We start from the raw sequence: 25,744 nt of genomic DNA on the forward strand, positions 1-25,744 counted from the left end.
CCGGGCGGGGAGGTTACTTCCCGCCCAGCTTCTGCTTGATGGCGGGCAGCTGGCCCGGGCTGTTGTTGCTGCCGCGCAGGTTCTTCTTGGCGATGAACTCCTGAAGGTCGGAGATGCGCTGCTTGTTGGTGGGGTGGGTGCTCAGCCACTTCATGACGCCCGGCGTGTTGCCTTCCTGGGCCTGGAGCTTCTGGAAGAAGCTGATGAGTCCCTTCGGGTCGAAGCCGGCGCCGGAGGAGTAGCGCGCGCCGTACTCGTCGGCCTCCAGTTCCTCGCTGCGGCTGTGGGCCAGCATGGCGCCACCACCGACGAGCTGCGCGGCGACCTGCGCGGCCGCGCCCGGGTTCTGTCCCAGCGCGAGCTGGGTGACGGTCTGCAGACCCATCTGGTTCACCATGGCCCGCGCCGAGTGACGGCCGACGACGTGGCCCGCCTCGTGCGCCATGACGCCCGCAAGCTCCGCCTCCGTGTCGGCGGCGAGGATGAGGCCCGTGTAGACGTAGAGGTAGCCGCCCGGCGTGGCGAACGCGTTCACCGTCTTCGGGTCGTCGATGACGTTGATCTTCCACTTCACGCCCGGCCGGTCCTTGGTGGCCTGCTTGATGATGGGCGCGGAGAGGTTGCGCACGTACTCGACGATGGTCGGGTCCTGCACGTACTTGATCTTCTCCTTCTGCTCGAGCTCCTTCTTCACCTGCTGGCCGATCTCCTCTTCCTGCTCATCGGAGACGAAGGTCTTCGCCAGAGCCTTCTCCGCCTGGACGCGCTGCGTGGTGCAGCCCGTCGTCACTCCCATGAGGAGGGCGAGGCTCCATACCGCCGAGAGAATCCGCTGCATGACCGAGGACGCCTTTCTTTGCCGGTTGATGCGTTGAGAGAGCGACTGCCCGGACTCTTGGGCAGCGTCCACCTCCACGGCAAGTCCCTCGTGTGGGTTCCGGCGGAATGAGTGAGGCTCGGGACTCCTGGCTCACGGGTGCGGGAGGGCTCGTGCGCCTCGCGGTACACCCGCCGAGCCTTGTCGTGTCATGCGAGCAGCCGGAGATTTCGGGGTGGCGGGTGTCGAAAGGAATGGGCACCCGAGGAGGTAATGATGTCGCGTCCGGTCTGGGTGGGCTCGCTGAGCTTCGGCCCCGTGACGCTCCCGGTGAGGGTGCACGGCGCCGTCGTGTCCCGGCAGGTCCAGTTCCATCTGCGGCACGACGCGGACGGCGCGCGCATCCAGAACAAACGGGTGTGCTCCGCGGACGGTGAGGAGGTGCCGCTGGAGCACGTGGTGCGGGGCTACACGCTGGCGGACGGCCGGCAGGTCACCGTGACGAGCGGGGAGCTGGAGGCGCTGGACCCCATGGCCAGCCGGGTCATCGCGCTGGAGGAGTTCGTGGACCCCGCGCGGGTGGACTCGCTGTTGGTGGATACGTCGTTTCATCTGATGCCCGCGAAGGGCGCGGAGCACGCGCACGCGCTGCTGGCGGCGGCGCTGCGGGAGTCGGGCCGCGTGGGCGTCGGGCGGTGGGTGCTGTACCAGAAGGGGCACCTGTGTCTCGTGCGGCCACATGCGCGGGGGCTCGTGTTGTCCACGCTGCACGCCGTGGACGAAGTGGTGTCGCGGGAGCAGCTCTCCGAGCAGGGGATGGCGGGGGACGCCGTCGAACCCGGGGAACTGGAGGCAACGCTGCGGCTCATCGAGGCGCGCTCCGCCGACTTCGAGCCCGGGCGCTACCCGGATGTCCACCGCGAGCGGGTGCTGGCGTTCCTGGAGCGCCGGGCTCGTGCGCAGGCTCGGACGCGACGTGGGCCTCGGCCCGCTCCCGAGGTGACTCCGCGCGAAGCCGAGACGGGGGCATTGTTGGGCGCGCTGGAGCGCGGGGTGGCCGCGCTTCGGGCGGGACAGCCGCTGCCGCCAGTGGAAGGGGCGCTGAGGCTGCGCCCCCGGGTTGCGGCCCGCGAGGTCCGGGAACGGGGAGGAGACACCCCGACCCCCGAACGGGAGTCGACCCCAGGCGGGGTGGATGACGAGGGCGGTGAGCCCTCGCCCTGAGGAGATGGCTCGATGGATGCGCGCCGCGTCGCACGGTCCTCCGGGGGACCGGTGGTGATGCTCGCCGCCGAGAGCCACCCACCCTGACGGACTGACCCGATGGGTCCATGCCGTTTCGAGCGGCGCCCTGGGAGCCGATCACCGCCGGGGTGAGTTCCTCATCCTGACCTGATGGGTCCATGCCGTTTCGAGTGGCGCCCCGGGAACCGATCACCGCCGGGGTGAGTTCCTCATCCTGACCCGATGGGTCCATGCCGTTTCGAGTGGCGCCCCGGGAACCCAGCACCGTTGATCGCCGCCGCAGTGCGTCCCTCGTCTTGCCCTGAAGCACTGGCTCGACGGGCTCCTCTTGTTTCGCGCGGCGCCCCGGGAACCCAGGACCGCTGATCGCCGCCGGGATGCGTCCCTCTTCTTGCCCGGGCCCACCGGGGTCGTTCCGCTCCCAGGCCCGTCCGAGAACCTGTCGCCGGGGCCTGGGGTGGGGGTGCTCGGGGCACCGCCGCCGGCGCCCCGGGGCATGTGCGCGAGACGACAGGCGCAAGAAATGCGTGGGCTGGGAGGGCGCCGGTGCTATGTGCCCGAGCGGATGCCTGAGTTACCCGAAGTGGAAATCGCCCGGCGCAATCTGGTGCGCTGGTTCGATGGACGACGCCTCGTGCGCGCGGATGCGGATGACACCCGCGTCTTTCGCGGCGCCGAGCGCGGCCACTTCGCGTTGCTTCACGGCCGGCTGGAGTCCCTCGTCCGGCGGGGCAAGTACCTCCTCTTCGCCTTCGAGGAAGGCCGAGGACTCCTCGGCCACCTGGGCATGACGGGCAAGTTCGTCCGGCGCTCCGAAGGCGATGTCGTCCCCTACAGCCGCGCCCGCTTCCACCTGGACAACGGGCAGGTGCTCCATTTCGCCGACGCGCGCATGTTCGGCCGCATGGAGCCGACGCCCTCCGCGGGCCTGCGCTCCCTGGACGTCGTGAAGGCCCTGGGCCGCGACCCGCTGGCGGATGGCCTCACCTCCGGCCAGCTCGAACAGGCCGTGGCGTCCTCGAAACAGGACCTGAAGATCGCCTTGATGGACCAGGCGCGCATCGCCGGCCTGGGCAACATCCACGCCGCGGAGGCCCTGTTTCGCGCGGGCCTCCACCCCGCCCGGAAGCCCTCCACCCTCACCCCGGACGACTGGAAGCGGCTGGTCCATGCCATCCGGGCCAGCATCGACTTCGGCCTCGAGGAGCAGCAGGGCGAGGAGCCCGTGTACCTCGAGGATGGAGGCTCCGAGAACCCGTTCCTGGTGTATGGGCGCGGTGGCGGCCCGTGCTCCAAGTGCGCCTCGCCGGTGGAGTCCTTCACCCAGGCCGGACGCACCACTTATGCCTGTCCGAAGTGCCAACCCCGGGGGAGGACAGGGAAATGACCCTGGACGTCCTGTCGTTGACGGCGCGAACTCGCGTCCCGGTTGGCGTTGACACCCCCCTGTCCCGTGGCTTGAATCGCCCGCCTTTCCGACCCGGCCGCCCCGAGCGGCCCTGGAGATCGTTGCCCATGTCTCACGTCCTGCTGGCGGCGCTGCTCGTCGCTTCCTCCACGGCCACCGCCCAGGTGCCGGCTGGGGGCACGCCTCCGCCCGCGCCCGCGGAGGCCGCGCCCGCCCCCGCCCCCGCCGAGCCGCCGGTTGTCGCTCCCGCGGCGCCCGCCGCCGTGCAGCCCCCCGCCGCCGAGGGCGAGTCCGTTACCCGTGACGACCTGGAGGCCACCAAGCAGGAGCTGCGCGGAGAGATTCGCGCGGAGGCCGCCAAGCAGTCCCTCAACGGCGAGGAGTGGAGCGAGGAGTACCCGGAGGAGAAGCGCAAGCTGGAGGTCTTCACCCTCGACGGCTACTTCCGCCTGCGCCCCACGCTCTTCTACAAGTTCGACCTGGGCAGGGTCCCCGTCCCCAACCAGGATATCTTCCCCGCCGTGTCGGGCCGCCGGGGGGAGAACACCCAGTCCTTCGCGACCATGCGCCTGCGCCTGGACCCCACGTTCAACGTGTCCGAGCAGGTGAAGATCAAGCTCCAGGTGGACGGCCTGGACAACGTGGTGATGGGCTCCACGCCGGACTCGCTCTACCCGGGCGACCAGCGCAACGTGTTCACCATCTTCTCCGAGGACCAGGAGTCGCTGGGCGACACGCTGTCGGACTCCATCAAGCTGCGCCGCGCCTATGGCGAGGTGAACACGCCGGTGGGCATCCTGCGCTTCGGTCGCATGGGCAGCCACTGGGGTCTGGGCATGCTGCGCAACGACGGCAACTGCTTCGACTGCGACTACGGCGACACGGTGGACCGCATCCAGTTCGTCACCGAGCCCTTCGCGGGCTGGTACGTGACGCCCATGCTGGACTTCAACTCCGAGGGCTCGCAGTACCGGGGCGGCGCCCAGGGTGAGCCGGTGGACCTGACGCAGGCCGATGACGCCCACAGCTGGGTGCTGGCCATCGCCCGCCGGGACACGGATGCGCAGATCCGCTCCAAGCTGGACAACAACCAGGGCGTGCTCCAGTACGGCCTGCACTTCACGTGGCGCACGCAGAACTACGACAACGTGAAGGACGCCAACAACCAGCCCACGGGCGCCTTCATCCCCCGCGACGCCTCGCTGTACATCCCGGACCTGTGGCTGCGCTACGAGGAGCGCAACTGGCGCCTGGAGTTCGAGCTGGCGGCGGTGCTCGGCAACATCGGCAACCGCGCGCTCGCGGCGAATCAGACGACGTTCGACCAGAGCCTGAGCGTCGCGCAGTTCGGCGGCGTGGCCCAGGGCGAAGTGAAGGTCGCGGACAACAAGCTGACGCTGGGGCTGGAGCTGGGCTTCGCCTCCGGTGACAAGGCGCCGGGCTTCGGCAACTACCCGGGGCGTAAAGGCTCGGGCACCAACGACTACACCAACCCGGGTGACGTGGAAGGTCCTCAGTACCGCTGCGACGGCGGCGGCTGCTCCGACTCCGCCATCCGCAACTTCCGCTTCAACCGCGACTACCGCATCGACCTCATCCTCTGGCGTGAGCTGATTGGCGGCGTCACCGACGCGTTCTACGTGCGCCCGTCCGTGAAGTACGCCGTGGCGCCGGGCATCGACCTGTATGGCCGCCTCATCTACTCGCAGGCGCTCTACGCGGAGTCGACGCCGTCCTTCACCAGTAAGTCGCTGGGCGTGGAAGTGAACGCAGGCGTGGACTACACCACCGAGGACGGCTTCCTCGCGGGTATCGCCTACGGCATCCTCTTCCCCATGGGCGGTCTGCAGGCCTACACGGATGCCCTGAAGGCGGATCTTGAGACGCCGCACAGCATCCGCGGCTGGCTGGGCGTGAAGTTCTAGCCATGAAGCGCGCCCTCACGTCGCTCGGGGTCGCCACCGTCCTGGTGTTGGGGATGGTGGCGTGCGGCATCAAGGGTCCGGCCAAACCGCCTCTGGCGGCGCCGGTGCCGGCGACGGAGACCCCTCCGCCGCCGTCGGACACCGCGCCCGTAAGCGTGGAGTCCTCAGGGCCGTCGATTACTCCGACGACGGACGGCGGGGTCCTGACCCCCACCACCATCGTCGACGCTGGGACACCGTGAGCTCCTTTCCGTATCGCAAGGGCGTACTGCACGCGGAGGCGGTGCCGCTGCCCGCCATCGCCGACGCGGTGGGCACGCCCACCTATGTCTATTCCACCGCCGCGCTGACCCAGCACTTCCGCGCGGTGACGGACGCGTTCGCCGACGCTCGGCCCCTGGTCTGCTACTCGGTGAAGGCCAACTCCAACCTCGCCATCCTCCGGCTGTTCGCGGGGCTGGGCGGGGGCTTCGACATCGTCTCCGGCGGCGAGCTGGCCCGGGTGCGGCACGCCGGCGGCGAGGCGGCGAAGACGGTGTTCGCGGGCGTGGGCAAGACGCCGGAGGAGATGGAGGCCGCGCTCGCCGCGGGAATCCTCCTCTTCAACGTGGAGAGCGCCGAGGAGTTGGAGGGGCTGGACGCCGTGGGCCGTCGCCTGGGACGCCGCGCGCCGTTCGCGTTGCGCGTCAACCCGGAGGTGGACCCGCGCACGCACCGCTACATCGCCACCGGGTTGAAGACGTCCAAGTTCGGCGTCCCCTTCGAGGAGGCGGTGGACCTCTACGCGCGCTCGAAGAAGATGAAGGGCGTGCGGGCCGCGGGCCTGGACTGTCACATCGGCTCGCAGCTCACCCAGAGCTCGCCCCTGCGCGCGGCGCTCACCAAGGTGGCGGGGCTGTACCAGGCGCTGAAGGCCCAGAAGCACACGCTGGAGTACCTGGACGTGGGCGGGGGCCTGGGAATCACCTACTCGGACGAGACGCCTCCCTCGGCGGCGGAGTACGCGCGCGTCGTGCTGGACGCGACCAAGGACACCGGCGCGCGGCTGGTGCTGGAGCCGGGACGTTCGCTGGTGGGCAACGCGGGGGTGCTGCTCACGCGCGTGCTCTACCGCAAACAGACGCCCGCCAAACGCTTCGCCGTGGTGGACGCGGGCATGAACGATTTGCTCCGTCCGGCGCTCTACGAAGCCCACCACGCCTTCATTCCGCTCCTGAAGCGGCGGGGCAAGGCGGTGGAGGTGGACGTCGTGGGGCCGGTGTGTGAGTCCACCGACGTGCTGGCCAGGGCCCGTCCCCTGGTCCTCCCCCAGCCGGGCGAGCTGTATGCCTTCCTCAGCGCCGGGGCTTACGGGATGAGCATGGCTTCTAACTACAATTCCCGTCCCCGCCCGGCCGAGGTGCTGGTGGACGCAGAGGCGTGGCGGGTGGTGAGGGAGCGCGAGCGCACCGAGGATCTCTGGCGCGGCGAGCGGGCCTGAACATATAAGCGCCGGAATGAAGACCTTCGAAGGTTCCATGACGGCGCTCGCGACTCCGTTCCGGAACGGCGCGCTCGACGAGTCGGCTTACCGGGCGCTGGTGCGCCAGCAGATTGAAGGCGGCACCAGCGTGCTCGTGCCCATGGGCACCACGGGCGAATCCGTCACCATGTCGGCCGATGAGCAGGCCCGCGCGGTGCGCGTGGTGGTGGAGGAGGCGAAAGGCCGCGTGCAGGTGCTGGGCGGCGCCGGCTCCAACAACACCGCGGAGGTGATTGCGAGCGTTGGGCGCGTGCGCGACGCGGGAGCGGATGGCTCGCTCATCGTCACGCCGTACTACAACAGGCCCACTCAGGCGGGGCTGGTGGAGCACTTCCGCGCGGTGGCGCGCGCGCACCCGGGCTTCCCGATTGTCGCCTACAACGTCCCGGGCCGCACGGGCGTGGACCTGCTGCCGGAGACGGTGCAGCGGCTGTGCGACTTCCCGGAAGTGGTCGCCATCAAGGAGGCCACCGGCAACATGGCCCGGGCGGTGGACATCCTGGAGAAGTGCGGAGACCGGCTGACGCTCCTGTCCGGCGACGACTTCACCGTGCTGCCCTTCATCGCGTGCGGTGGCAAGGGCGTCATCTCCGTGTCCTCCAACGTCGCGCCCCGGCTGATGGCGGACCTGGTGGCCGCGGGTCGCACGGGTGACTTCGCCAAGGCGCGTGAGCTGCAGGTGAAGATGAACAACCTGCACCGGCTGCTCTTCGTGGAGTCCAGCCCCATCCCCGTGAAGTGGGGGCTGCACCTGTTGGGCCTCTTCGGGCCGGAAGTCCGCCTGCCGCTGGTGCCGATGACCGCGCCCAACGCGGAGAAGCTCGGCGACGAGCTGCGACTGCTGGGCCTGCTGAAGCACTGAGCGCCACGACACGACACCGAGGAGCGCGGCCACATGATTCGCATCGTCATCACCGGCATCACCGGTCGCATGGGCAGCACGTTGCTGCGTCTGACGCGTGACGCGGAGGACCTCCAGGTGGTGGGCGCCACGGAGCGGCCGGGCAGCGCCGCGGTGGGCCTGGACGCGGGCCTGGCCGCCCGGCTGGGCGCGCTGGAGGTGCAGGTGGTGGATGACCTGGCCCGCGCGCTCGACACGGCGACGGCGGACGTCGTCATCGACTTCACCAGCGCCGAGGTGAGCGTGGCCCACGCGAAGGCGTGCGCGGCGCGCGGCGTGGCCTTCGTGTGTGGCTCCACGGGCTTCTCGCCGGAGGCCACGGCGCTCTTGGTGGAGAGCGCGAAGGTGATTCCCATCGTCGCGGCGCCGAACATGTCCGTGGGCGTCAACGTGGTCATCCGCGTGGCCGCGGAGCTGGCGCGGGTGCTGGGGCCTGGCTTCGACGTGGAGGTCCTGGAGGCGCACCACCGGATGAAGAAGGACGCGCCCAGCGGCACCGCGCTGCGGCTGGCGGAAGTGCTCGCCTCCGCGCTGGGGCGCACGCAGGACGACCTGGCGTTCGCCCGTCACGGACAGATTGGGGCTCGGCCCCCCGACGAGATTGGCGTGCAGACGTTGCGGGGCGGGGATGTGGTGGGCGAGCACACCGTGTACTTCTTCGGTGAGGGCGAGCGCATCGAGCTGACGCATCGGGCCACCAGTCGAGACCAGTTCGGCCTGGGAGCGCTGCGCGCGGCGCGCTGGGTGGTGGGCCGCCCTCCGGGGCTGTATGACATGGCCGACGTACTCGGCTTCCAGAGGACTTCATGACGACCGCCCGCTACTGCCGCTTCCTCCACGAAGGCCGTGCGAACCATGGCCGCGTCGAGGGCTCCGAGGTGGTGGTGCTCTCCTCGGCCCCCTGGGTGGGCGGGGTCAAGGACACGGGCATCCGCCGTTCGCTGTCGGCGGTGACGCTGCTGGTTCCCTCGGACGCGTCGAAGGTCGTCTGCATCGGTCAGAACTACCGCAAGCACGCGGAGGAGATGGGCAAGCCCGTCCCCACCGAGCCGCTCATCTTCACCAAGCCCTCCACGGCGCTCAACGGCCCGGGCTCGCCCATCCGCATCCCCAAGGCGAGCCAGGAAGTGCACTACGAGGCGGAGCTGGCGCTCGTCATCGGCGAGCGGCTGAAGAACGCGGACGAGACGACGGCCGCGCGCGCCATCTGGGGCCTGACGTGCTTCAACGACGTCACCGCGCGCGACATCCAGAAGCGCGAGACGCAGCACACCCGCGCCAAGGGCTACGACACCTTCGCGTGCGCGGGCCCGTGGGCGGTGACGGGGCTGTCCCCGTCGGACCTCCAGATTTCCTGCCGGGTGAACGGGCAGGTGCGCCAGGACAGCCGCACGTCGGACATGGTGTTCAGCCCCGCTCGCCTGGTGGCGTTCATCTCCCACATCATGACGCTGCTGCCGGGGGACCTCATCAGCACCGGCACGCCGTCGGGTGTAGGGAAGCTGTCGGCCGGCGACTCGGTCGAGGTCGAAATCGAGGGAATCGGGACGCTGCTCAATCCAGTTGAGATGGAGCCGTGAGCACCATCATCTATGTCGGGTTGGGCTCGAACGAGGGGGACCGCGAATCCCACCTCGTCGCCGCTCTCACCGCGCTGTCCCGCATCGATGCGGTGGCCGTGCTTCGTTGTTCCTCACTCTTCGACAGCGCCCCGGTGGGGCCGCCGCAGCCGCGCTATCTGAACGCGGTGGTGGCGTTGGACTGCGATTTGTCGCCGCAGCGGCTGCTGGTCATCCTTCAGCAGATTGAAAAGGACCTGGGGCGGCGGCGCGAGCAGCGTTGGGGCCCGCGCACCATCGACCTGGACATCCTCTTCTGCGAGGGCCAGGTGGTGGCCGACCCTCACCTTCAGGTTCCCCATCTGGAATTGCACAAGCGTCGCTTCGCCCTGGAGCCGTTGGCGGAGCTGTCGCCTGCCTTGCAGCACCCCGTGCTGGGAATGACGGTGAAGGAGCTCCTCGGGAAACTCGCCCCGCAGGATGTCCGCAGGAGTGAGGCCACCGCGTGGCCCGAAGCGAGCCTGCCGAGCAACGAGACATGAACCTTTCCCTGGCCCTGGCCACCGCGGCGCTGCTCGCCGCCGAGCCTTCCCCGTTGCCCCCTGGTCACCCGCCCGTCCCTCCGGGGACCCAGGTGTCGCCCGCGAAGCCGTCCGCTCCCTCGGGAGGCGCGCTTCCCGAAGGCCATCCCGCCGTGGAAGGTGGCGCATCGCCCACCGCGGCGCCCACGGGGGAGCTGCCCTCGGGTCATCCTCCGTTGTCCGGCACCGGCAAGGCGCCGCCGTCCGCGGAGGAGCTGCTGCGACAGCTCGACTCGACGGAGGGGCTGCAGGGGCGGGAGAAGACCTTTGAAATCGCGGCGTCGCTGGGGCGCCTGTACTACCTGAACGGCCGCAACGCGGAGGCGGGCACGTACCTGCTCCAGGCGGACGAGCGCGCGAAGCCGGTGCGCGACGTGTTCCTCGCGCAGCGCAAGAAGCTGGGCAAGGCGGCGCTCGCCACGGCGGAGGCGGCGGGCTGCGGCTTCACGCCCGGGCAGGCGCTGGAGGCGATGGGCGCGGTGGCGCAGGAGCGCGCGAAGAAGGGCGACGTGGCGGGCGCGGCGGCGTGTGCTCGCGCGGCGCTGGAGCCCGCGCTGGAGACGGGCGTGATGCGCGCCAATGCGCTCTTCCTGTCGGGCAACGCGGCGGGCGCGCTGGTGGCGTACGGCGCGGTGCTGGAGGTGGAGCCCCGGCACGAGGAGGCGCTCTACGGGCGCTCGGCGGTGTTGTTCGAGACGAAGGGCGAGGACCTGACGGCGCTGAAGCAGGCGCGTGAGGGCTTCGAGGCGGTGCAGGCGATGAATCCGGCCTCATCCCGCGCGGCGGCGGCGAAGCGGCTGGTGACGCTGGTGGATGAGACGGTGAAGGCGGGGGGCCGGGCGAAGCTGCTCGCGTCGCGTGCCGAGGACCGTCGCATCCGGCTGGCGCAGGCGCCGGCGGCGCAGGGGCCGGACGCGCCGCGCCCGCTGACGCGGGAGATGGTGGACGCGGTGCAGAACACCGAGCGCACGCCGGAGCTGGAGCAGGGCCTGGCGAAGCTGGTGGACGAGGGCGAGGAGCACCTGTCGAAGGGGCGCTTCCAGGAAGCGCTCGGCAACTACACGCGCGTGGTGCCCTTCCAGCCGGAGAATGGCCGCGCGAAGGCGGGCATGGCCTGGGCGCTGACGGGCCTGGGACGTCCCATGGCCGCGCGTGTGTGGGGCGTGGCGGTGCAGACGGACCCGGCGTCGGTGGAGAAGCTGGGCGACACCCTCAAGGCCAAGGGCGACGACAAGGGCGCCAAGGCCCTGTGGGAGAAGCTGGCCACGGACGCGCCGGACTACGCCAACAAGGCGGGGCTCCAGGCGAAGCTCACGCAGTAGGCGCCACATCGAGCACGGGCGTCACGCGACGCCCGAGGCTCGGAGGCGCCGTCTGCTCCGTGGCACGCCGTCGAGCTCGGCGCGCTGGGCGCCTCCGTCGGAGTGAGCCACCCGGAAGCAGCCACGCGACGCCCGATGCTCCGAGTCGCTCGTCTGCTCCGTGGCACGCCATCGAGTCCGGAGCGCTGGGAGCCTCCGCCGGAGTGAGCCACCGGGAAGCAGCCGCCCGATGCACGGAGTCGCTCGTCTGCTCCGTGGCACGCCATCGAGTCCGGCGCGCTGGGAGCCTCCGCTTCCGTCGGAGTGAGCCACCCGGAAGCAGCCACGCGACGCCCGAGTGCTCAGACGAACTTCGCGGCGAGCAGGTCCTGCACGTCGAGCAGGCCCACGGCGCGGCCCTCGACGTCGACCACGGGGAGCTGGTCCACGCGCAGCTCGCGCATCTGCGCGGTGGCGGCGATGACCAGGGTGTCCGGCGTCACGCACCGCGGCTGCTTCCCCATGATGTCGCGCACGGGGATGGCGAAGTCGGTGAGGCCCTGCTCCACGCGGCGGCGCAAGTCGCCGTCCGTGAAGATGCCCACCAGCCGTCCCCGTCGGTCCACCACGCACGCGGCGCCCGGACGTCCCGGCGTCTTCGTCATCACCCCGACGACCTCCGACAGCGGCGCGATGTCGCGCACCAGTGGGTTGGCCGGGCCTGTGCGCATCAGCTCGAAGACGCGCTGCACGGAGCGGCCCAGCTTCCCACCGGGATGCAGGAGCGCATATTCATCCGTGCCGAAGGGGCGCGAGCGCATCACCGCCATGGTGAGCGCGTCGCCCAAGGCGTGCAGCGCGGCGGTGGACGCGGTGGGCACCATGCCCATGGGGCACGCTTCCGCGATGCGGCCGATGTCCAGCACCACGTCCGAGCCCTTCGCCAGCGGACTCTGAGCATCCCCCGTCAGCGCGATGACCGGCGTGGCCATGCGCTTGAAAGCGGGCATCAGGCGCAGCAGTTCCTCGGTGGAGCCGCTGTTGGACAGGGCGAGGATGACGTCTCCGCGCGCCACGCGGCCCAGGTCTCCATGCACGGCCTCGGCGGGGTGCAGGAAGACGGAGCGGATGCCGGTGGAGGCCAGCGTGGCGGAGAGCTTCTGGCCGATGTGGCCCGCCTTGCCCATGCCCGTGACAATCACCTGGCCCGCGCACGCGCGCACCAGCCGCACGGCCTTGAGGAAGGGCGCGCCCAGCCGCGTCGTCACGCCAAGGATGGCGTTCGCCTCCGCCTCCAGCACATCGCGTGCGCATGCGAGCAGTGCCTCGTCGTCCGGCTCGGGCTCGGGCGAAGGGGCTGGCGTGGAGCGGCCGGGGAGGGCGCGCAGACGGGGCTTCTTGACGGCGGAGCGAGGGGAGCGGGCCATGGCGTCGGCTTCGCCTTGTACCTGCCGGACACCACCGTGGCCACCCTTGACGCGTGGGGGGGCATCGGTTACGCGCCTGCTCGCCCGGCCCCCCAGGCCGATTCCTTTTCCAGCCCTTCACCGGGCCACCCAGGAGAGTGACGAGATGAAGTTCTTCATCGACAGCGCGGACGTCGAGGAAATCCGCAAGGCCCACGCCATGGGCTGCGTGGACGGCGTCACCACGAACCCGTCCCTGCTGGCCAAGGTCGGCCGCGGGCTGGAAGAGACCATCCGGGAGATCTGCTCCATCGTCGACGGCCCCATCAGCGCGGAGGCCGTGTCCCTGGACGCCGACGGGCTCATCGCCGAGGGCCGCGTGCTGGCGAAGATTCACGACAACGTCGTCGTGAAGATTCCCATGGGCGTCGAGGGCGTGAAGGCCGTCAAGGCGCTGACCGCCGAGGGCATCCGCACCAACGTCACCCTCATCTTCTCCGCCAACCAGGCCCTGTTGTGCGCCAAGGCCGGCGCCACCTACGTGTCGCCCTTCGTCGGACGGCTGGACGACATCTCCCAGGACGGCATGGAGCTCATCTCCAACATCCTGGAGATCTACCAGAACTACGATTTCGACACGCAGGTGCTGGTCGCCAGCGTGCGCAACCCCGTGCACGTGCTCCAGTCCGCCCGCATGGGCGCTCATGTCGCCACGCTGCCCTACAGCGTCATCACCCAGCTGGCGAACCACCCGCTCACCGACGCGGGCATCAAGAAGTTCCTCGCGGATTGGGAAAAGGTCCCCAAGGCGAAGAAGTAGACGCACCCTGGGTCCCCGGAGGGCCTTCGTGGCCCCCGGGGTGTCGCTCGCCCCCCTGGGCTCCACTTTCCCAGGCGGGTTGGGCTGGAGATTTCGCGGCGCGGCATGTATTCGTTGACTTCCGAATCAACACGTCGACGCACCCCGAGGAATCTCATGGAATTCCAGCTCACCGAGGACCAGCGCGCGCTCCAGCAGGCGGCGCGCAAGTATGCCCGCGAGGTGGTTCGCCCCAAGGCGGCGCACTACGACGAGACGGCCACCTTCCCCCGGGACCTGCTCGCCACGGCGTTCGAGCTGGGCCTGCTCAACATGGCGGCCCCCGCGGAGTACGGCGGCGTGGGCCTGTCGCACCTGGACCAGACGATTGTCGCGGAGGAGCTGAGCTGGGGCTGTGCGGGCGTGGCCACGTCCATCATCGCCAACGACCTGGCCAACCTCCCCATCATCCTCCACGGCTCCGAGGACCAGAAGAAGCGCCTCTTGAGCCACTTCGCCGAGCGGCTGAAGTTCTCCTCCTTCTGTCTCACCGAGCCGGAGGCCGGCAGCGACGTCGCCAACATGCAGACGACGGCGCGCCGCGAGGGTGACGAGTACGTCATCAACGGCGCCAAGTGCTTCATCACCAACGGTGGCCACGCCGAGCAGTACACGGTGTTCGCCACGCTGGACAAGACGAAGAAGCACAAGGGCATCACCTGCTTCGTCGTGGAAGGTCGCCCCGCGGGGCTGACCGTCAGCAAGCACGAGAACAAGATGGGCCAGCGCGCCAGCGACACCGTGTCGCTGACGTTCGAGGACGTGCGCGTCCCGGTGAAGAACCGCATCGGTGAAGAGGGCCAGGGCTTCGCCATCGCCATGGCGACCCTGGACAACAGCCGCCCGCTCACCGCCATGTTCTCCGTGGGCATCGCCCGCGCCGCGCTCGAGCACTCCATGGAGTACGCCTCGCAGCGCAAGACGTTCGGCAAGCCCATCATCGAGCACCAGGCCATCCAGTTCATGATCGCCGACATGGCCATGAACACCCACGCGGCCCGCATGCTCACCTACGAGAGCGCGTGGCTGTTGGACCAGGGGCAGCGCAACACCCTGCAGTCCAGCTACGCCAAGTCCTTCGCCGCGGACATGGCCATGAAGGTCGCCACCGACGCGGTCCAGGTCTACGGCGGCTACGGCTACATCAAGGAGTACCCCGTCGAGAAGCTGATGAGAGACGCCAAGCTCATCCAGGTCTACGAGGGCACCAGTCAGGTCCAGCGGCTCGTCATCGCGAAGGAACTGTTCAGGTAGAAAAGCAGAACTGTGTCCGGCGGCCGTTTCCCATTGCCGCCGTGACACCCGGATGCCTATTAACCCAGACCGTTCGCGCGTCGCGTCAATGCGGACCGCACGGACTGTTTTCCAGCCTTCATAAACGCCTCCCGCAAGGAGAAGCCCAGCCGTGAAGATCCTCGTCACCGCCAAGCGCGTGGAAGACCCCGAGTCCAAAATCAAGGTGAAGCCCGACGGCTCGGGCATCGTGCAGGAGGGGCTCAAGTACAAGATCAACCCCTTCGACGAGATTGGCGTGGAGGAAGGTCTCCGGCTCGTCGCCAAGCACCAGGGTGAAGTGGTGGTGGTGTCCATCGGTGGCAAGGAAGTGCAGGAGCAGCTCCGGCACGCCCTGGCCATGGGGGCTCACCGCGCCGTGTGGGTGAACCACACCGGCCCGTTGGACCAGTTCGGCATCGCCGCCCTGCTCCAGAAGGTGACGGAGAAGGAGAAGCCGGACCTCGTCATCCTGGGCAAGCAGTCCATCGACGACGACCAGAACCAGGTGGGCCAGTACCTGGCCGAGTTCCTGGGCTGGGGTCAGGCCACGTTCGCCTCCAAGGTGGAGTCGATGGAGAGCGAGCAGGAGAAGAACAAGGTCCCCGCCGTGACGCTGACCGCGGACGGCAAGGCCGTGCGCGTGATTCGCGAGGTCGACAACGGGCTTGCGACGCTGGAGTGCCAGCTTCCCGCCGTCGTGACGACGGACCTGCGCCTCAACACGCCGCGCTACGCCAGCCTCCCGGGCATCATGAAGGCGAAGAGCAAGCCCATCGAGGAGCTGACGCCGGAGAAGCTGGGCGTGGATGTCGCCCCGAAGATCCAGATCGTGAAGCTTTCGTCCCCGCCCGCGCGCAAGGCCGGCATCAAGGTGCCGGACGTGGCCACGCTGGTGGACAAGCTGCGCAACGAGGCGAAGGTCGTCTAACCCTCTCGGAAGATACGGAGACACTCCCATGCCAATCGTTCTCATCGTCGCCGAGCAGCAGCCGGACGGGCACCTTCGCAAGGCCTCTCTCAACGCCATCACCGCGGGCAAGCAGCTGGCCGACAAGGCCGGCGCGGAGCTGCACATCGCCCTCATCGGCAAGGACCCCGCGAAGGTCGCCGACGAACTCAAGGGCACCGGCGCCAAGGCCGTCCACGTGGGCGCCGCCGCGGAGCTGGAGCACTACCTCGCGGAGACGTACGCCCCCGTTCTCGCCACGCTCGCCACCGAGCTGAAGGCGGACTACGTGGGCATGGCGTCCACCGCCCAGGGCAAGGACCTGCTGCCCCGCCTCGCCGCGCGTCTGAAGGCCGCCATGGCCACGGATATCACTGGCCTGAACGGCTCGGGCGCGGACATCACCTTCAACCGTCCCATGTGGGCCGGCAACGTGTTCGCCGAGGTGAAGCTCACCACGCCGGTGAAGGTGTTCACCGTGCGCGCCACGGAGTTCGCCGCCGCCGGTACGGGCGAGGGCGCCGCCGAGGTGAAGGCCTTCGCGCCGAAGGTCGAGGCGTCGAAGACCAAGTTCGTCGAGTTCAAGGAAGTGAAGAGCGCTCGCCCGGAGCTGACCGAGGCGCGCGTCGTCATCTCCGGTGGCCGTGGCACCAAGGGCGACTTCAAGGAGATTGAGGCGCTGGCGGACGAACTGGGCGCCGCGGTGGGCGCGTCCCGCGCGGTGTGTGACGCGGGTTGGGTTCCCAACGACCTGCAGGTCGGCCAGACGGGCAAGGTGGTCGCTCCGTCGCTGTATATCGCCGCGGGCATCAGCGGCGCCATCCAGCACCTGGCGGGCATGAAGAGCTCGAAGACCATCGTCGCCATCAACAAGGACGCCGAGGCGCCCATCTTCCAGGTGGCCGACTACGGCATCGTCGCGGACCTCTTCAAGGTCCTCCCCGAGCTGCGCACGGAGCTGCACAAGCTGAAGTAGCACTCCGGCCCGCAAGGGGCTCAAGACGAGGGGCGACGTGGGGCAGTGTCCCCGCGCCGCCCCTTCGTCGTTTCCGGTGTTCGCGCCTACAGCTCGATGTCGCTGTCGCGTCCGCGCTCCGGGGCGTCTTCGTCTCCACCGGGCGGCTCCGTTGGAGGTGGCAGGGGCGCTTCTTCCGCGCCTTCGTCCTCGGGGAACGCGTCGGGCGCTTGGGGCGCGTCGTCGCGCAGGTCGATGCGCGTGCCGTCCTCCAGCTCCACCGCGAGGGTGTCGTACCGCCACTCGCCCTCGCCCTGCTTCTTGGCGTCGACGTGCAGCATGCCGTCCGCCTGGGGTCCGTCGAGGGGAATGGCCAGCCGCGCGTGCGTCACGCCGTTGACGGTCCGCACCGACGTCTGCTTGGGCAGTCCGTTGTCGATGGGCGAGCCCAGCGCGGTGCGCACCTCCGCGTCGGAGCGGGCAATGGCCACCGCCTCCGTGAAGGCGTCCATGTTCTTCAACGACGAGTAGCCGAGCCCCACGAGCGCGAAGCCCAGGCAGCCGCACGAGGCCAGCACGCCCAGGCAGCCCACCGGCACGAACCACTTCCAGTTGCGGCTCCACCACCCCTGCTGTGGCGCCAGCGAGCCCTCGGGCGTCGCGTCCATGACCTCACTCCTCCTTGAGCCACCTCCCGGCGGGGCGGCGCTCCTCTCTTAGCGAGCCCGGAGCGCGCGGGATAGGGCCCCGGGTTCCAGTCGCCTCGCGTCGGTTGGTGTGGGAGAGGGGAGCGGATAGATTCCGGCGGACGAGCGACAGGGGAAGGCTCGTGTGGGGCCGGACTTCCCTGGAGGTGGCGCGTGCCGCCGCGGAAGACGCCGTCCACCGAGGTGCTGCTGGACGTGCTGGAGGCGCTGCCTCCGGGCCAGAAGCTCTGGGTGCGAGGTGTAAGCCAGGACCTGTATCCCCTGCTGCGCGTCGGTGACGCGGTGAGGGTGCTGCGCTGTGGGCCAGGCGCGACGTCGCGCGGGGACGTGGTGCTGGTGCGTCAGGCGCGGATGCTGACGGCGCGGGTGGTGGTGTCCACCCGTCCCTGGAGGACGGCCACGCTGCTGGGCGCGGAGGAGCGCTCGGGTGGGGAAGTGCTCGGCCGGGTGGTGGCGCTGCGGCGCGGCCGGTGGCGGGTGCCGTTGCCCAGGCCCTTCCGGCCGGCGCTCTGGGTGGCCCAGCGGACCCTGGCGACGGCGTGGGCGAGGCCCGAGACCCGGCTAGTCTATCGGGGTGTGAGGGACTTCTTCTTCTCCGGCTGGTCGAAACCGCTGCGGCGCCACCTGGTGGGGCCGCTGGCGGTCCGACTGCTGCGGGCGGAGGACCAGGACGCCCTGCTCCTCTTCGCGAGCGAGCGACTGGTGGTGTCCGCCAGCTTCCTGCGCCGGCAGCTTCGCGAGCGTTGGGGGCTGGAGGACTCCGAGCGCCGGGGCGCGGCGGCGGGTGCGCTGGACGCGAAGGGGAGGCTTCACGGCTTCGCCTGGGTGGACTCGTATCGGCAGGAGGGATTGCCGCTGGAGGGCGTCTGGGTGCGTTCGTTGGTGGTGGCGCCTCAGGCCCGGCGGATGGGCGTGGCCACGCAGCTGCTGGCCTGTCTGCTGGCGGAGGCGCACCGACAAGGGGAGCCGAGCGTCCAGGCGGATGTGGACGAAGACAACGCCGCGTCGCTGCGAACGTTCGAGAGGGTGGGCTTTCGTCGGTCATCGGACGCGCTGACCCGGCGGACGAACGAGGCCTGGGACGCCGCGGGGCGGTCCAAGCGACTGGTGGTCCTGGAGCGAGACTCCGGGCGCTGAAGTCGCCGGGGTTGCGTGAGGGCTCGCGGTGAGTCAAAAGCACCCGCGCCGCGCCTTCGCGTCGTGAGGACTTCCGTGAGCATCTCCACTCCCGACAGCATGGGGCGCGGGCCGACTCGCCTGGAGCGACTCAAGGGCCTCCAGGCGGACGGCGCGCTGCTCTTCATCACCCTCATCTGGGGCGTCACCTTCGTGGTGGTGAAGGACGCCCTGAGCTTCGCGGACCCTTTCACCTTCCTCGCGCTTCGCTTCGGGGTGGGCGCGGTGGTGTTGAGCGCGTTGGCGGGGCGACAGGTGTTCTCCCCGACGAACCTGCGCCATGGTTCGGTGCTGGCCACCTTCCTGTTCCTGGGCTTCGCGCTCCAGACGTGGGGGCTGACGCTCACCACGCCGTCGCGTTCGGCGTTCATCACCGGGATGGCGGTGCTGTTCGTCCCGCTGTTGTCGCTGCTGGTGTTCCGGCGGATGCCGAAGCCCGCGGCGCTGATGGGCGTGGCGTTGTCGGCGGTGGGGCTCTACCTGCTCACGCGGCCCGCGCCGGGCGAGGGGGGCGGCTGGCTGAGCGTGGGAGAGCTGCTGTCGTTGGGTTGTGCGGTGGCGTACGCGGGGCACATCACCCTCACGGAGCGCTACGCGTCGAAGGAGGGCGTGCTGGGGATGGTGGCGGTGCAGATGTGGGGCGTGGCGCTGTTGTCGGCGGCGTGCCTGCCCTTCGTGACGCGCAAGGTGGAGTGGACTCCGTCGCTGGTGACGGCGGTGCTGGTGTGCGGGCTGTTGCCGAGCGCGCTGGCCATCAGCATCCAGACGTGGGCACAGGCGCGGACGTCGGCGGTGCGCGCGGCGGTCATCTACGCGTTGGAGCCGGTGTTCGCGTCGATGTACTCGGTGGTGCTGGGCTACGAGGTGCTGGGCGCGCCGGAGGCGATGGGCGGTGGGCTCATCCTGACGGGGGTGCTGGTGGCGGAGCTGGGGTCGCCGGCCTGGATGTGGTGGAAGTCAAGGCGACGGGGAGTGCAGGGGATGGGCTGACGCCGGGGGCTGCTCCCCGGGCGGACAGGCGGAGGTCGCGAGAGAAGCGGCCCACGGGTGGGTGGACGCGCTATATCCGGGACCCTTCTCATGAGCGTGGAGCTGCGTCGAAACGGGTTGCACCTGACGGGCACCCTCCTGTCCCTGGATGCGAAGCGCAAGTCGCCGCTGAGCTTCGTGAGCCACGGACATTCGGACCACATCGCCAGGCATGAGCGCACCATCGCCACGACGGCGACGCTGCGCTTCATGGAGCACCGGCTGGGGCCGGTGAGTGCGCCGCTGGCCGCGCCTTATCGCCGTCCGTTCGAGTTGGGGCCGTTGGTGCTGGAGCTGTTGCCGGCGGGGCACATCCTGGGCAGCGCGCAGCTTCGCGTCATCCGCGCGGATGGGCGGCGTGTCGTCTACACGGGGGATTTGAACGTGGTGCCGTCGCTGACGGCGGAGGCGACGGAGGTGGCGGAGTGCGACACGCTCGTCATCGAGTCGACCTTCGGTCATCCGCGCTACCGCTTCCCGCCGCGCGACGAGGTGTGGGGGCAGGTGGAGGCGTGGATTCGGCGGCAGCTCGAGCGGGACGCGGTGCCGGTGGTGCTGGGCTATCCGCTGGGCAAGAGCCAGGAGGCGATGAAGTTTCTGGCGGGCAAGGGCTTCTCGCTGGTGGCGCACTCGTCGATTTTCGAGGTGGCGCAGCTCTACGCGGAGCTGGGCGTGCCGATTGAAAACTTGCGGTGCTTCCACGGGAAGGTGGAGCCGGGCGAGGTGCTGTTCTTCCCGCCGCACCAGGCGCGGGGCGGAGCGCTGGCGCATCTGTGGCCACGAGGCACGGCGGTGCTGACGGGATGGGCGATGGACCCGGGCGCGGCGCGGCGGTACGGCGCGGACGTGGCGTTTCCGGTGTCGGACCACGCGGACTTCCCATCGCTGATGGCCTACGTGAAGGCGACGGGGGCGAGCGAGGTGATTACGTGTCACGGCTTCGCGGAGGAGCTGGCGCAGGCGCTGCGGGACGCGGGCGTGGATGCCCGGCCGCTGGGAGGCAAGCCGCAGCAGTTGTCGCTGCTGTGAGGCGGCGAGGGCGTGGACTGGAGTAGAACGGGGCCATGCCTTCCCGTTCTCCGCAGCTCGTGGGCCGTGCGGTCCGCGTCCTGGTGTGCACCGAGAAGAAGACCTTCGTGACTCGGGAGTTGCCCGAGGTGCGGGTGACTTTCGAGGGAATCGAAGGGGACCGGCACGCGGGGCACACGAGGCCGGCGGACGTGCGCACGCCGTGGTACCCGAAGGGGACACCCATCCGGAACACGCGGCAGCTCTCACTGGTGTCGACGGAGGAGCTGGCGTTGGTGGCGGAGACGCTCGGAGTGCCGAAGGTGCTCGCGTCGTGGCTGGGTGCGAACCTGGAGCTGACGGGGGTGCCAAGGCTGACGCACGTGCCGCCAGGGACGCGGCTGTTCTTTCCCGACGACGCGGTGCTCGCGGTGGAAGGGGAGAACGAGCCGTGCATCGGACCGGGGAAGGTCATCGAGGAGCACCATCCGGACCGGGTGAAGCTGGCGAGTCGCTTCGTGAAGGCCGCGTGGGAGCGCCGGGGCCTGGTGGCCTGGGTGGACCGGCCCGGTGTCATCCGCGCGGGAGATGACGTCCGCGTGATGTTGCCGAAGCCGGTGTCGTACGTGCTGCCCTAGTCGGCGGGAAGGTTCAGGGACTTTTCATATTCCCAGAGGAGGGGCCAGAACCGTTCCCAGGCTGCGTCCGCAGTGGGGCTTTCCCCGATGATGGCCCCGATGGCTCCGCCCGATGTGCTCCATCCGAATCGAGTTCGAAGATATCGGGCGAACTCGCCATTGAAGTCGATTAACGGCTCTTTGATGCCATGGGCCCTGACTGCCTCTGTATATCCGGTGATGAGGACCATGAGGCTGCGGAGCTGCAGGCCACGCTCCTCTTCGAGATAGGTGAGGTAAATCTCGGGGGATTTTTCGACGAGTCGAAGCATGTCGAAGATGGAGGCCATGAAGTTCCCTAGAGGTCATGCCGAGGGCGACTGAATGCGGCTGCCTGTCATGCGGTGTCGTGGAGATGGTGAGCGTACCAACGAGAGTCCTGTCAGAGGGGCTGGACGGCTCGGTGTTTCGGCTGACCCGATGGGCTGGTTGATGATGCTGTCCATCCTGCTCGCGGTGTCGGGCTGCGCGACGACCTCCGAAGGTTCAGGTGGCAATGTCTGGCTGGGTCATGGCGCGGTTCCGGCGCAGAGCGAGTCCGAGATGCAGCGGGCCGCCGAAGCAGAGGTCGCACGCGTCGTCGAGCAGGTAGGCGCGATTGTTCGCGACATCGACTCGGTAGGGGCTCGCCTGACGCTGACGTACTGGTCGGAGCGAGGTGCGCTCACCTGGACTGGCTACGAGTCGCATGGGCGCGTGGGCCATCGAGGAGGTCTGGCAGGAGCGGCGGATACTCGGGACGCGCTGAGAGAGGTGCTCGCTGGCTACGGATTGGCGCGTACGGGGCAGGTGGTGTTGTCGCTGCGCCGGGCCGAGACGAAGTGGTCGGTGGACTATGCGTTCCATCGCCACGCGGAGCGCCCGCCCGAGGCCAGGACGCTTCCGGTGCAGTGGGCTGATGGCACTGGGCCCGACGAGGTTCCATCGGGGCTGGCACGTCTCCTGGCTGGGGTAGGTGTCCCCGACGGGGGCGAGGCCTGGCTGGAGGCCGACGTGGTGCTGGATGACGGTCGCGTGGTCGGGTGGGAACTGCACCGCTTCCAGGTGATTCGGAGTGGAGCAGGTGGTTCTCCGTTAGCCCCGGCGTCGCGCGCTGGGCGTGAGGTGGTTCGGCTCACACGCGCCTTCCAGGACGGCATGGGGCCGCGCACGGTTCGGTTCGGAATCCGGCTGACCCACGGTCGGGGTGAAGGTGACGGTTGGGTGGAGTCCGTGCGAGTCGTCGGTTTCGAGACGCCGGCGGGGCTCGAACCGGAGGTCGCCGCTGAGTACCGCGCGATGCACGAGGACATCGTGCGGCGCTGGCGCGAAGGTGTCGTGGAGGGCTTCACCTGGCTGGCTCAGCGCGGCGCGCAGGAGCTGGCGCTCTGGTACGTGGGCGCTGTCGCCATCAGGGGCGCGGGCTTCCTCGCGGTTCGAGGTGGTGGCATCGTTCGGAAGGCGCTGCGTCAGGGCAAAGAGGCTGCGAGCGGCTGGTTGCGGACCATGCTGTCCCGTGTGTCCCAGAGCGAGGGCCGTGCCTTCGAGCGTCTGTGGGCGAAGGTTCAGCTCGAAGGAGAGCGAGCGCTCACCACCAGCGAACGGAGCGAGTTGCGTGCGCTCATGGCTCGCATCGAGAAATTGGCGTCAACGCCGCTCGATTTTGGGGAGAAGCATGGGCTGCGGAAGGCCGCGCGAGCCGCTTACAAGAATGTCCATTCGGACCTGGCCCGCACCATGGACGCATTTCCGGAGCGGTACCCGGTCCACCATCGACGTCCCCTGGAATATGCACACCTGTTCCCCGAGCAGGACGTCAATGCTTCGAGCAGGCTCGCCGTGGTCCAGGACTTCATTCACGAGCGAGTGAGTCGTGTCTGGACGAAATTTCGGACTGCCCAGCGAACCGCGACGCGTGACGAGGTTGATGCCGCGACGCGAATCATCGACTCGCATTTCGAGTCCTGGTACCACCGTGTCGAAGTTCCACGGGGTGAGCAGGCTTTCATCGAGCGGGCCGAGCAGGCCGCGCTTGAGGCGTTGAGGGCACGTTTCCCGAAGGTGAACTGAGCGGAGTTCGACGATGGAGCATCTGCCACTGCCTGGGTTCGACCGATTGCTCTCCGTGTGCGAGCGGGAGTCCATTGAGATGCGCCTGACCTCTGCCGCCCAGCGTCCTCTCGAGGCAGGGCAGAGCGTGGGTGGGCACCTTCTGGACCCGATGTTGGCGGCCTTCTATTCGAGGTCGGGCAGCGCGAGGTTCGCGGATAACGCTTATCTCCTCCGCGTCAATGACGACGAGAACCAGCTCGAGGAGAAGAACCACTGGTGGCGCGAGAGTTGGCAGAAGAGCCTGGGCTTGACGGTCTGCGTCTTCGGCGGGGAAGCCAATCTTGCCTACTACTTCGCCACGGTCCCTGGCCTGGCGGATGCGCAAGGATGTCAGCCCGTCGTTGAAGTGGACACCTACGAGCTCGACGGGCCGGTCGTGATGCCGCTCGCCTCGAATGTGGACCGCTTCTTCGACCTGTACGCGCGCTATCTGGAAGCGCTCGTCGCCCACGAGGACTACGCGGAGCGGGGTTCGGCGGCGCTCGGCTTTCCCTGGAAGGTTCCGCACCTGGTCGCGCGAGATGATCGCCTCGTCCAGCTCATCGAGGAAGGGCGCTTCGACTTCCCCCAGGCGGGCCACGACGCCCGCACCTGGGCCCACCAGGTCAGCGAGGCCCGCCGACGCATCATGTGACGTAGTCCGCGCCCTCTGCCCGCGACGCATGCACACGCTGAAGGAAGCGCCGCATGAGGAACGCGATTTCATCCAGGTGCGTCTCCAGCGCCCAGTGTCCCGCGTCGAGCAGATGCAGCTCCGCATCTGGCAAGTCTCGCAAGTACGCCCGCGCTGACTCCTCGGGCATGTACCCGTCGTGCGGCCCCCACACAATCAACGTCGGCGGATGGAACTCACGCAGGTACGCCTGGAACCTCGGCATCCACGCCAGCGTCGTGCGCTGATCCGCGAGCAGCTGGACCCAGTGTTCCTTCCGCCGCTCCCGCTGCACCAGCAGCCAGGACAGCGTCCACAGGTCCGGGCTCACGCGGTCGACCAGATGCTCCGGAATCTCTCCGATGAACTCGCCCCGGAAGCCCTCCTCGCTCACCGCCGCGGCGAGCTTCTCTCGCCCCTTCGCCGTCGGATTCTCCCAGTACTCCCGAAGCGGTTGGTACTTCGGTCCGAACGCGTCCTCGTAGATGTCGCCGTTCTGGATGACGAGCGCCGCCACGCGCTCCGGCGCCTTCAACGCGAGCCGGAACCCGAACTGCGAGCCGTAGTCATGCAGGTACAGCGCGTAGCGCGTGAGCCCCAGCGTCTCCACGAACCGCTCCAGGTACCGCGCGTAACCGTCGAACGAGTAGTCGAACCGACTCGCGTCCGGAGTCTCGCTGTACCCGAAGCCCGGATGGTCCGGCGCAATCAACCGCCACGAATCCCCCAGCGCCGGCAACAGGTTCCGGAACTGGAACGACGAGCACGGATAGCCATGCGGCAGCAGCACCACGGGGGCGTCCTCGGGGCCGGCCTCGCGATAGAAGATGTCGATGCCGTCCACCTTCACCGTCCTGTGATGGACCCCTGGCATGAGCACACCTCCTCGTACGAGCCCTCGCGTCGTGAACGCGGAAGTCGGGACGCGAGGGCCTGTTGTCCTCAGCCAAGCTGCGCATCCACGAGCCGCCGGGAGAGCACCCGTCGCGCCTCATCGCAGGGACGCCTCCAGACCATCCAGGCTGGCGCGAGGCCGCTGTCTTCCAGGCTCACCCCAAGGCCCCCGCGTGCCTTCGCGGAACGGCCTCCGAGCGTGGTTGCTCAGTCCATGAACCAGAACATGTATTTCGGTGTGCTGGCGAACGCGAGCACCGTCGTGGCGAGGCTGAGCAGCACGCCGATGGCGAACGCACGCGTCATCCGCTTCTTCTCATGGAAGAGCCGATAACCGATGCGAGGCACCGCCACTGCCGCGATGGGGTAGAGGAGAAGAACGCCCACTTCGAATGGCAGGCAGCGGGCATCGCGGAATGGATAGAGCCCGACCGGGTCGAAATCGTGGACCCGCGCTTCGCCGACATAGGCCCGGTAGATGCCCAGCGCATAGTAGGGATAGTTCCGCCACCCGATGACGAAGGCGCTGAGTAGCAGGCTCATCTGAAGCATCGCGGGCCCCGGATGGGTCTGCCTCCGCCTCCAGCCGATGAAGGCGAAGGGCAGCGCGAGGACCGGAATCACGAGCCCGGCGACAATCAGCGCCGTGCGGACCGGATACAGCGGGTCCTGCTCATGCGGGGCATTGTAGGGACCGTCGATGTAGATGCGCTCGAACGGCACCATCGACGCCGCATACGGCACCGCGGCGAACAGGGCGCCAGTCAGCAGCACCTGCGCCATGAGGGCCCACGAAGCACTCCGCTCCAG

Annotated in this window: 26 protein-coding genes; 20 read left to right on the forward strand and 6 right to left on the reverse strand. The window is 69.0% G+C overall.

Annotation, left to right across the window (positions count from 1 at the left end; all coding sequences use genetic code 11):
• Positions 1-13 precede the first annotated feature (13 nt).
• Positions 14-838 (reverse strand): M48 family metallopeptidase, encoded by an 825-nt coding sequence (locus tag HUA75_RS01265; protein WP_141646670.1) that lies wholly within the window; start codon positions 836-838, stop codon positions 14-16.
• Positions 839-1,093: 255 nt separating this feature from the next.
• Here HUA75_RS01265 and HUA75_RS01270 point away from each other — a divergent pair, with 255 nt between their 5' ends.
• The 10 genes from HUA75_RS01270 (at position 1,094) to HUA75_RS01315 (ending at position 11,280) form a co-directional block, all read left to right on the forward strand.
• On the forward strand, positions 1,094-2,041 hold the full coding sequence (locus HUA75_RS01270) for a Ku protein (protein ID WP_174485324.1): 948 nt from the start codon (positions 1,094-1,096) through the stop codon (positions 2,039-2,041).
• A 586-nt stretch (positions 2,042-2,627) separates the two neighbouring features.
• A complete protein-coding gene (mutM, locus tag HUA75_RS01275) occupies positions 2,628-3,449 on the forward strand; it encodes a bifunctional DNA-formamidopyrimidine glycosylase/DNA-(apurinic or apyrimidinic site) lyase (protein WP_174485325.1) in 822 nt (273 codons plus the stop codon).
• Positions 3,450-3,577: 128 nt separating this feature from the next.
• Positions 3,578-5,395, forward strand: a complete 1,818-nt coding sequence (locus HUA75_RS01280; RefSeq protein ID WP_254627338.1) for a TIGR04551 family protein — start codon at positions 3,578-3,580, stop codon at positions 5,393-5,395.
• 2 nt (positions 5,396-5,397) lie between these two features.
• Positions 5,398-5,637, forward strand: coding sequence for a hypothetical protein (locus tag HUA75_RS01285; protein WP_246137320.1), 240 nt, complete (start codon positions 5,398-5,400; stop codon positions 5,635-5,637).
• Positions 5,634-6,875: a diaminopimelate decarboxylase gene (gene lysA, locus HUA75_RS01290; RefSeq protein ID WP_174485327.1), complete on the forward strand. Its 1,242-nt coding sequence runs from the start codon at positions 5,634-5,636 to the stop codon at positions 6,873-6,875. Before HUA75_RS01285 ends, lysA begins: the two co-directional genes overlap by 4 nt.
• Before the next feature lie 16 nt (positions 6,876-6,891).
• Complete coding sequence (dapA, locus tag HUA75_RS01295) at positions 6,892-7,779, forward strand: 4-hydroxy-tetrahydrodipicolinate synthase (RefSeq protein WP_174485328.1); 888 nt, start codon at positions 6,892-6,894, stop codon at positions 7,777-7,779.
• 33 nt (positions 7,780-7,812) lie between these two features.
• Positions 7,813-8,628, forward strand: coding sequence for a 4-hydroxy-tetrahydrodipicolinate reductase (gene dapB, locus HUA75_RS01300; protein ID WP_174485329.1), 816 nt, complete (start codon positions 7,813-7,815; stop codon positions 8,626-8,628).
• Positions 8,625-9,398, forward strand: coding sequence for a fumarylacetoacetate hydrolase family protein (locus tag HUA75_RS01305; protein WP_141644305.1), 774 nt, complete (start codon positions 8,625-8,627; stop codon positions 9,396-9,398). The genes dapB and HUA75_RS01305 overlap by 4 nt, the downstream gene beginning before the upstream one ends.
• On the forward strand, positions 9,395-9,919 hold the full coding sequence (folK, locus tag HUA75_RS01310) for a 2-amino-4-hydroxy-6-hydroxymethyldihydropteridine diphosphokinase (RefSeq protein WP_141644304.1): 525 nt from the start codon (positions 9,395-9,397) through the stop codon (positions 9,917-9,919). Before HUA75_RS01305 ends, folK begins: the two co-directional genes overlap by 4 nt.
• The gene (locus tag HUA75_RS01315; RefSeq protein ID WP_174485330.1) at positions 9,916-11,280 is read left to right on the forward strand and encodes a hypothetical protein; all 1,365 of its coding nucleotides are present in this window, start codon (positions 9,916-9,918) and stop codon (positions 11,278-11,280) included. Before folK ends, HUA75_RS01315 begins: the two co-directional genes overlap by 4 nt.
• Before the next feature lie 341 nt (positions 11,281-11,621).
• On the opposite strand, the gene HUA75_RS01320 is transcribed toward HUA75_RS01315, so the two are convergent.
• Positions 11,622-12,686 carry an SIS domain-containing protein gene (locus tag HUA75_RS01320; RefSeq protein ID WP_174485331.1) on the reverse strand — a complete coding sequence of 355 codons (1,065 nt, stop codon included), beginning with the start codon at positions 12,684-12,686 and terminating at the stop codon, positions 11,622-11,624.
• Between the two features lie 145 nt (positions 12,687-12,831).
• Here HUA75_RS01320 and fsa point away from each other — a divergent pair, with 145 nt between their 5' ends.
• The 4 genes from fsa (at position 12,832) to HUA75_RS01340 (ending at position 16,721) form a co-directional block, all read left to right on the forward strand.
• Complete coding sequence (gene fsa, locus HUA75_RS01325) at positions 12,832-13,485, forward strand: fructose-6-phosphate aldolase (protein ID WP_174457545.1); 654 nt, start codon at positions 12,832-12,834, stop codon at positions 13,483-13,485.
• Positions 13,486-13,641: 156 nt separating this feature from the next.
• Complete coding sequence (locus HUA75_RS01330) at positions 13,642-14,778, forward strand: acyl-CoA dehydrogenase family protein (RefSeq protein ID WP_174463225.1); 1,137 nt, start codon at positions 13,642-13,644, stop codon at positions 14,776-14,778.
• A gap of 151 nt (positions 14,779-14,929) precedes the next feature.
• On the forward strand, positions 14,930-15,727 hold the full coding sequence (locus HUA75_RS01335) for an electron transfer flavoprotein subunit beta/FixA family protein (RefSeq protein ID WP_141644299.1): 798 nt from the start codon (positions 14,930-14,932) through the stop codon (positions 15,725-15,727).
• Between the two features lie 28 nt (positions 15,728-15,755).
• Positions 15,756-16,721, forward strand: a complete 966-nt coding sequence (locus tag HUA75_RS01340) for an electron transfer flavoprotein subunit alpha/FixB family protein (protein WP_141644298.1) — start codon at positions 15,756-15,758, stop codon at positions 16,719-16,721.
• Between the two features lie 86 nt (positions 16,722-16,807).
• On the opposite strand, the gene HUA75_RS01345 is transcribed toward HUA75_RS01340, so the two are convergent.
• Complete coding sequence (locus HUA75_RS01345) at positions 16,808-17,368, reverse strand: cytochrome c oxidase assembly factor Coa1 family protein (RefSeq protein ID WP_174485332.1); 561 nt, start codon at positions 17,366-17,368, stop codon at positions 16,808-16,810.
• Between the two features lie 192 nt (positions 17,369-17,560).
• Between HUA75_RS01345 and HUA75_RS01350 the strand changes: the two genes are divergently transcribed.
• The 4 genes from HUA75_RS01350 to HUA75_RS01365 all read left to right on the forward strand — a co-directional run bounded on the left by HUA75_RS01350 (position 17,561) and on the right by HUA75_RS01365 (position 21,258).
• Positions 17,561-18,544 (forward strand): GNAT family N-acetyltransferase, encoded by a 984-nt coding sequence (locus HUA75_RS01350; protein ID WP_174485333.1) that lies wholly within the window; start codon positions 17,561-17,563, stop codon positions 18,542-18,544.
• A 75-nt stretch (positions 18,545-18,619) separates the two neighbouring features.
• Positions 18,620-19,573 carry a DMT family transporter gene (locus tag HUA75_RS01355; RefSeq protein ID WP_371746031.1) on the forward strand — a complete coding sequence of 318 codons (954 nt, stop codon included), beginning with the start codon at positions 18,620-18,622 and terminating at the stop codon, positions 19,571-19,573.
• A 90-nt stretch (positions 19,574-19,663) separates the two neighbouring features.
• Positions 19,664-20,641 (forward strand): MBL fold metallo-hydrolase, encoded by a 978-nt coding sequence (locus HUA75_RS01360; protein ID WP_174485334.1) that lies wholly within the window; start codon positions 19,664-19,666, stop codon positions 20,639-20,641.
• Positions 20,642-20,676: 35 nt separating this feature from the next.
• On the forward strand, positions 20,677-21,258 hold the full coding sequence (locus HUA75_RS01365; RefSeq protein WP_174485335.1) for an MOSC domain-containing protein: 582 nt from the start codon (positions 20,677-20,679) through the stop codon (positions 21,256-21,258).
• Here HUA75_RS01365 and HUA75_RS01370 read toward each other — a convergent pair.
• Positions 21,255-21,587 carry a hypothetical protein gene (locus tag HUA75_RS01370; protein WP_174485336.1) on the reverse strand — a complete coding sequence of 111 codons (333 nt, stop codon included), beginning with the start codon at positions 21,585-21,587 and terminating at the stop codon, positions 21,255-21,257. The genes HUA75_RS01365 and HUA75_RS01370 overlap by 4 nt on opposite strands.
• Before the next feature lie 142 nt (positions 21,588-21,729).
• Here HUA75_RS01370 and HUA75_RS01375 point away from each other — a divergent pair, with 142 nt between their 5' ends.
• Both HUA75_RS01375 and HUA75_RS01380 read left to right on the forward strand, forming a co-directional pair.
• Positions 21,730-23,346: a hypothetical protein gene (locus tag HUA75_RS01375; RefSeq protein ID WP_174485337.1), complete on the forward strand. Its 1,617-nt coding sequence runs from the start codon at positions 21,730-21,732 to the stop codon at positions 23,344-23,346.
• 79 nt (positions 23,347-23,425) lie between these two features.
• Positions 23,426-24,022 carry a hypothetical protein gene (locus tag HUA75_RS01380; RefSeq protein ID WP_174485338.1) on the forward strand — a complete coding sequence of 199 codons (597 nt, stop codon included), beginning with the start codon at positions 23,426-23,428 and terminating at the stop codon, positions 24,020-24,022.
• Here the strand turns inward: HUA75_RS01380 and HUA75_RS01385 are convergent.
• Both HUA75_RS01385 and HUA75_RS01390 read right to left on the reverse strand, forming a co-directional pair.
• A complete protein-coding gene (locus HUA75_RS01385) occupies positions 24,015-24,914 on the reverse strand; it encodes an alpha/beta fold hydrolase (protein ID WP_174485339.1) in 900 nt (299 codons plus the stop codon). The two genes, HUA75_RS01380 and HUA75_RS01385, sit on opposite strands and share 8 nt — an antisense overlap.
• Positions 24,915-25,141: 227 nt before the next feature.
• Positions 25,142-25,717 carry a hypothetical protein gene (locus tag HUA75_RS01390; RefSeq protein WP_174485340.1) on the reverse strand — a complete coding sequence of 192 codons (576 nt, stop codon included), beginning with the start codon at positions 25,715-25,717 and terminating at the stop codon, positions 25,142-25,144.
• Positions 25,718-25,744: the final 27 nt, after the last annotated feature.

It is taken from the genome of Myxococcus sp. CA040A (genome assembly GCF_013336725.1).
Taxonomy (GTDB): domain Bacteria; phylum Myxococcota; class Myxococcia; order Myxococcales; family Myxococcaceae; genus Myxococcus; species Myxococcus llanfairpwllgwyngyllgogerychwyrndrobwllllantysiliogogogochensis.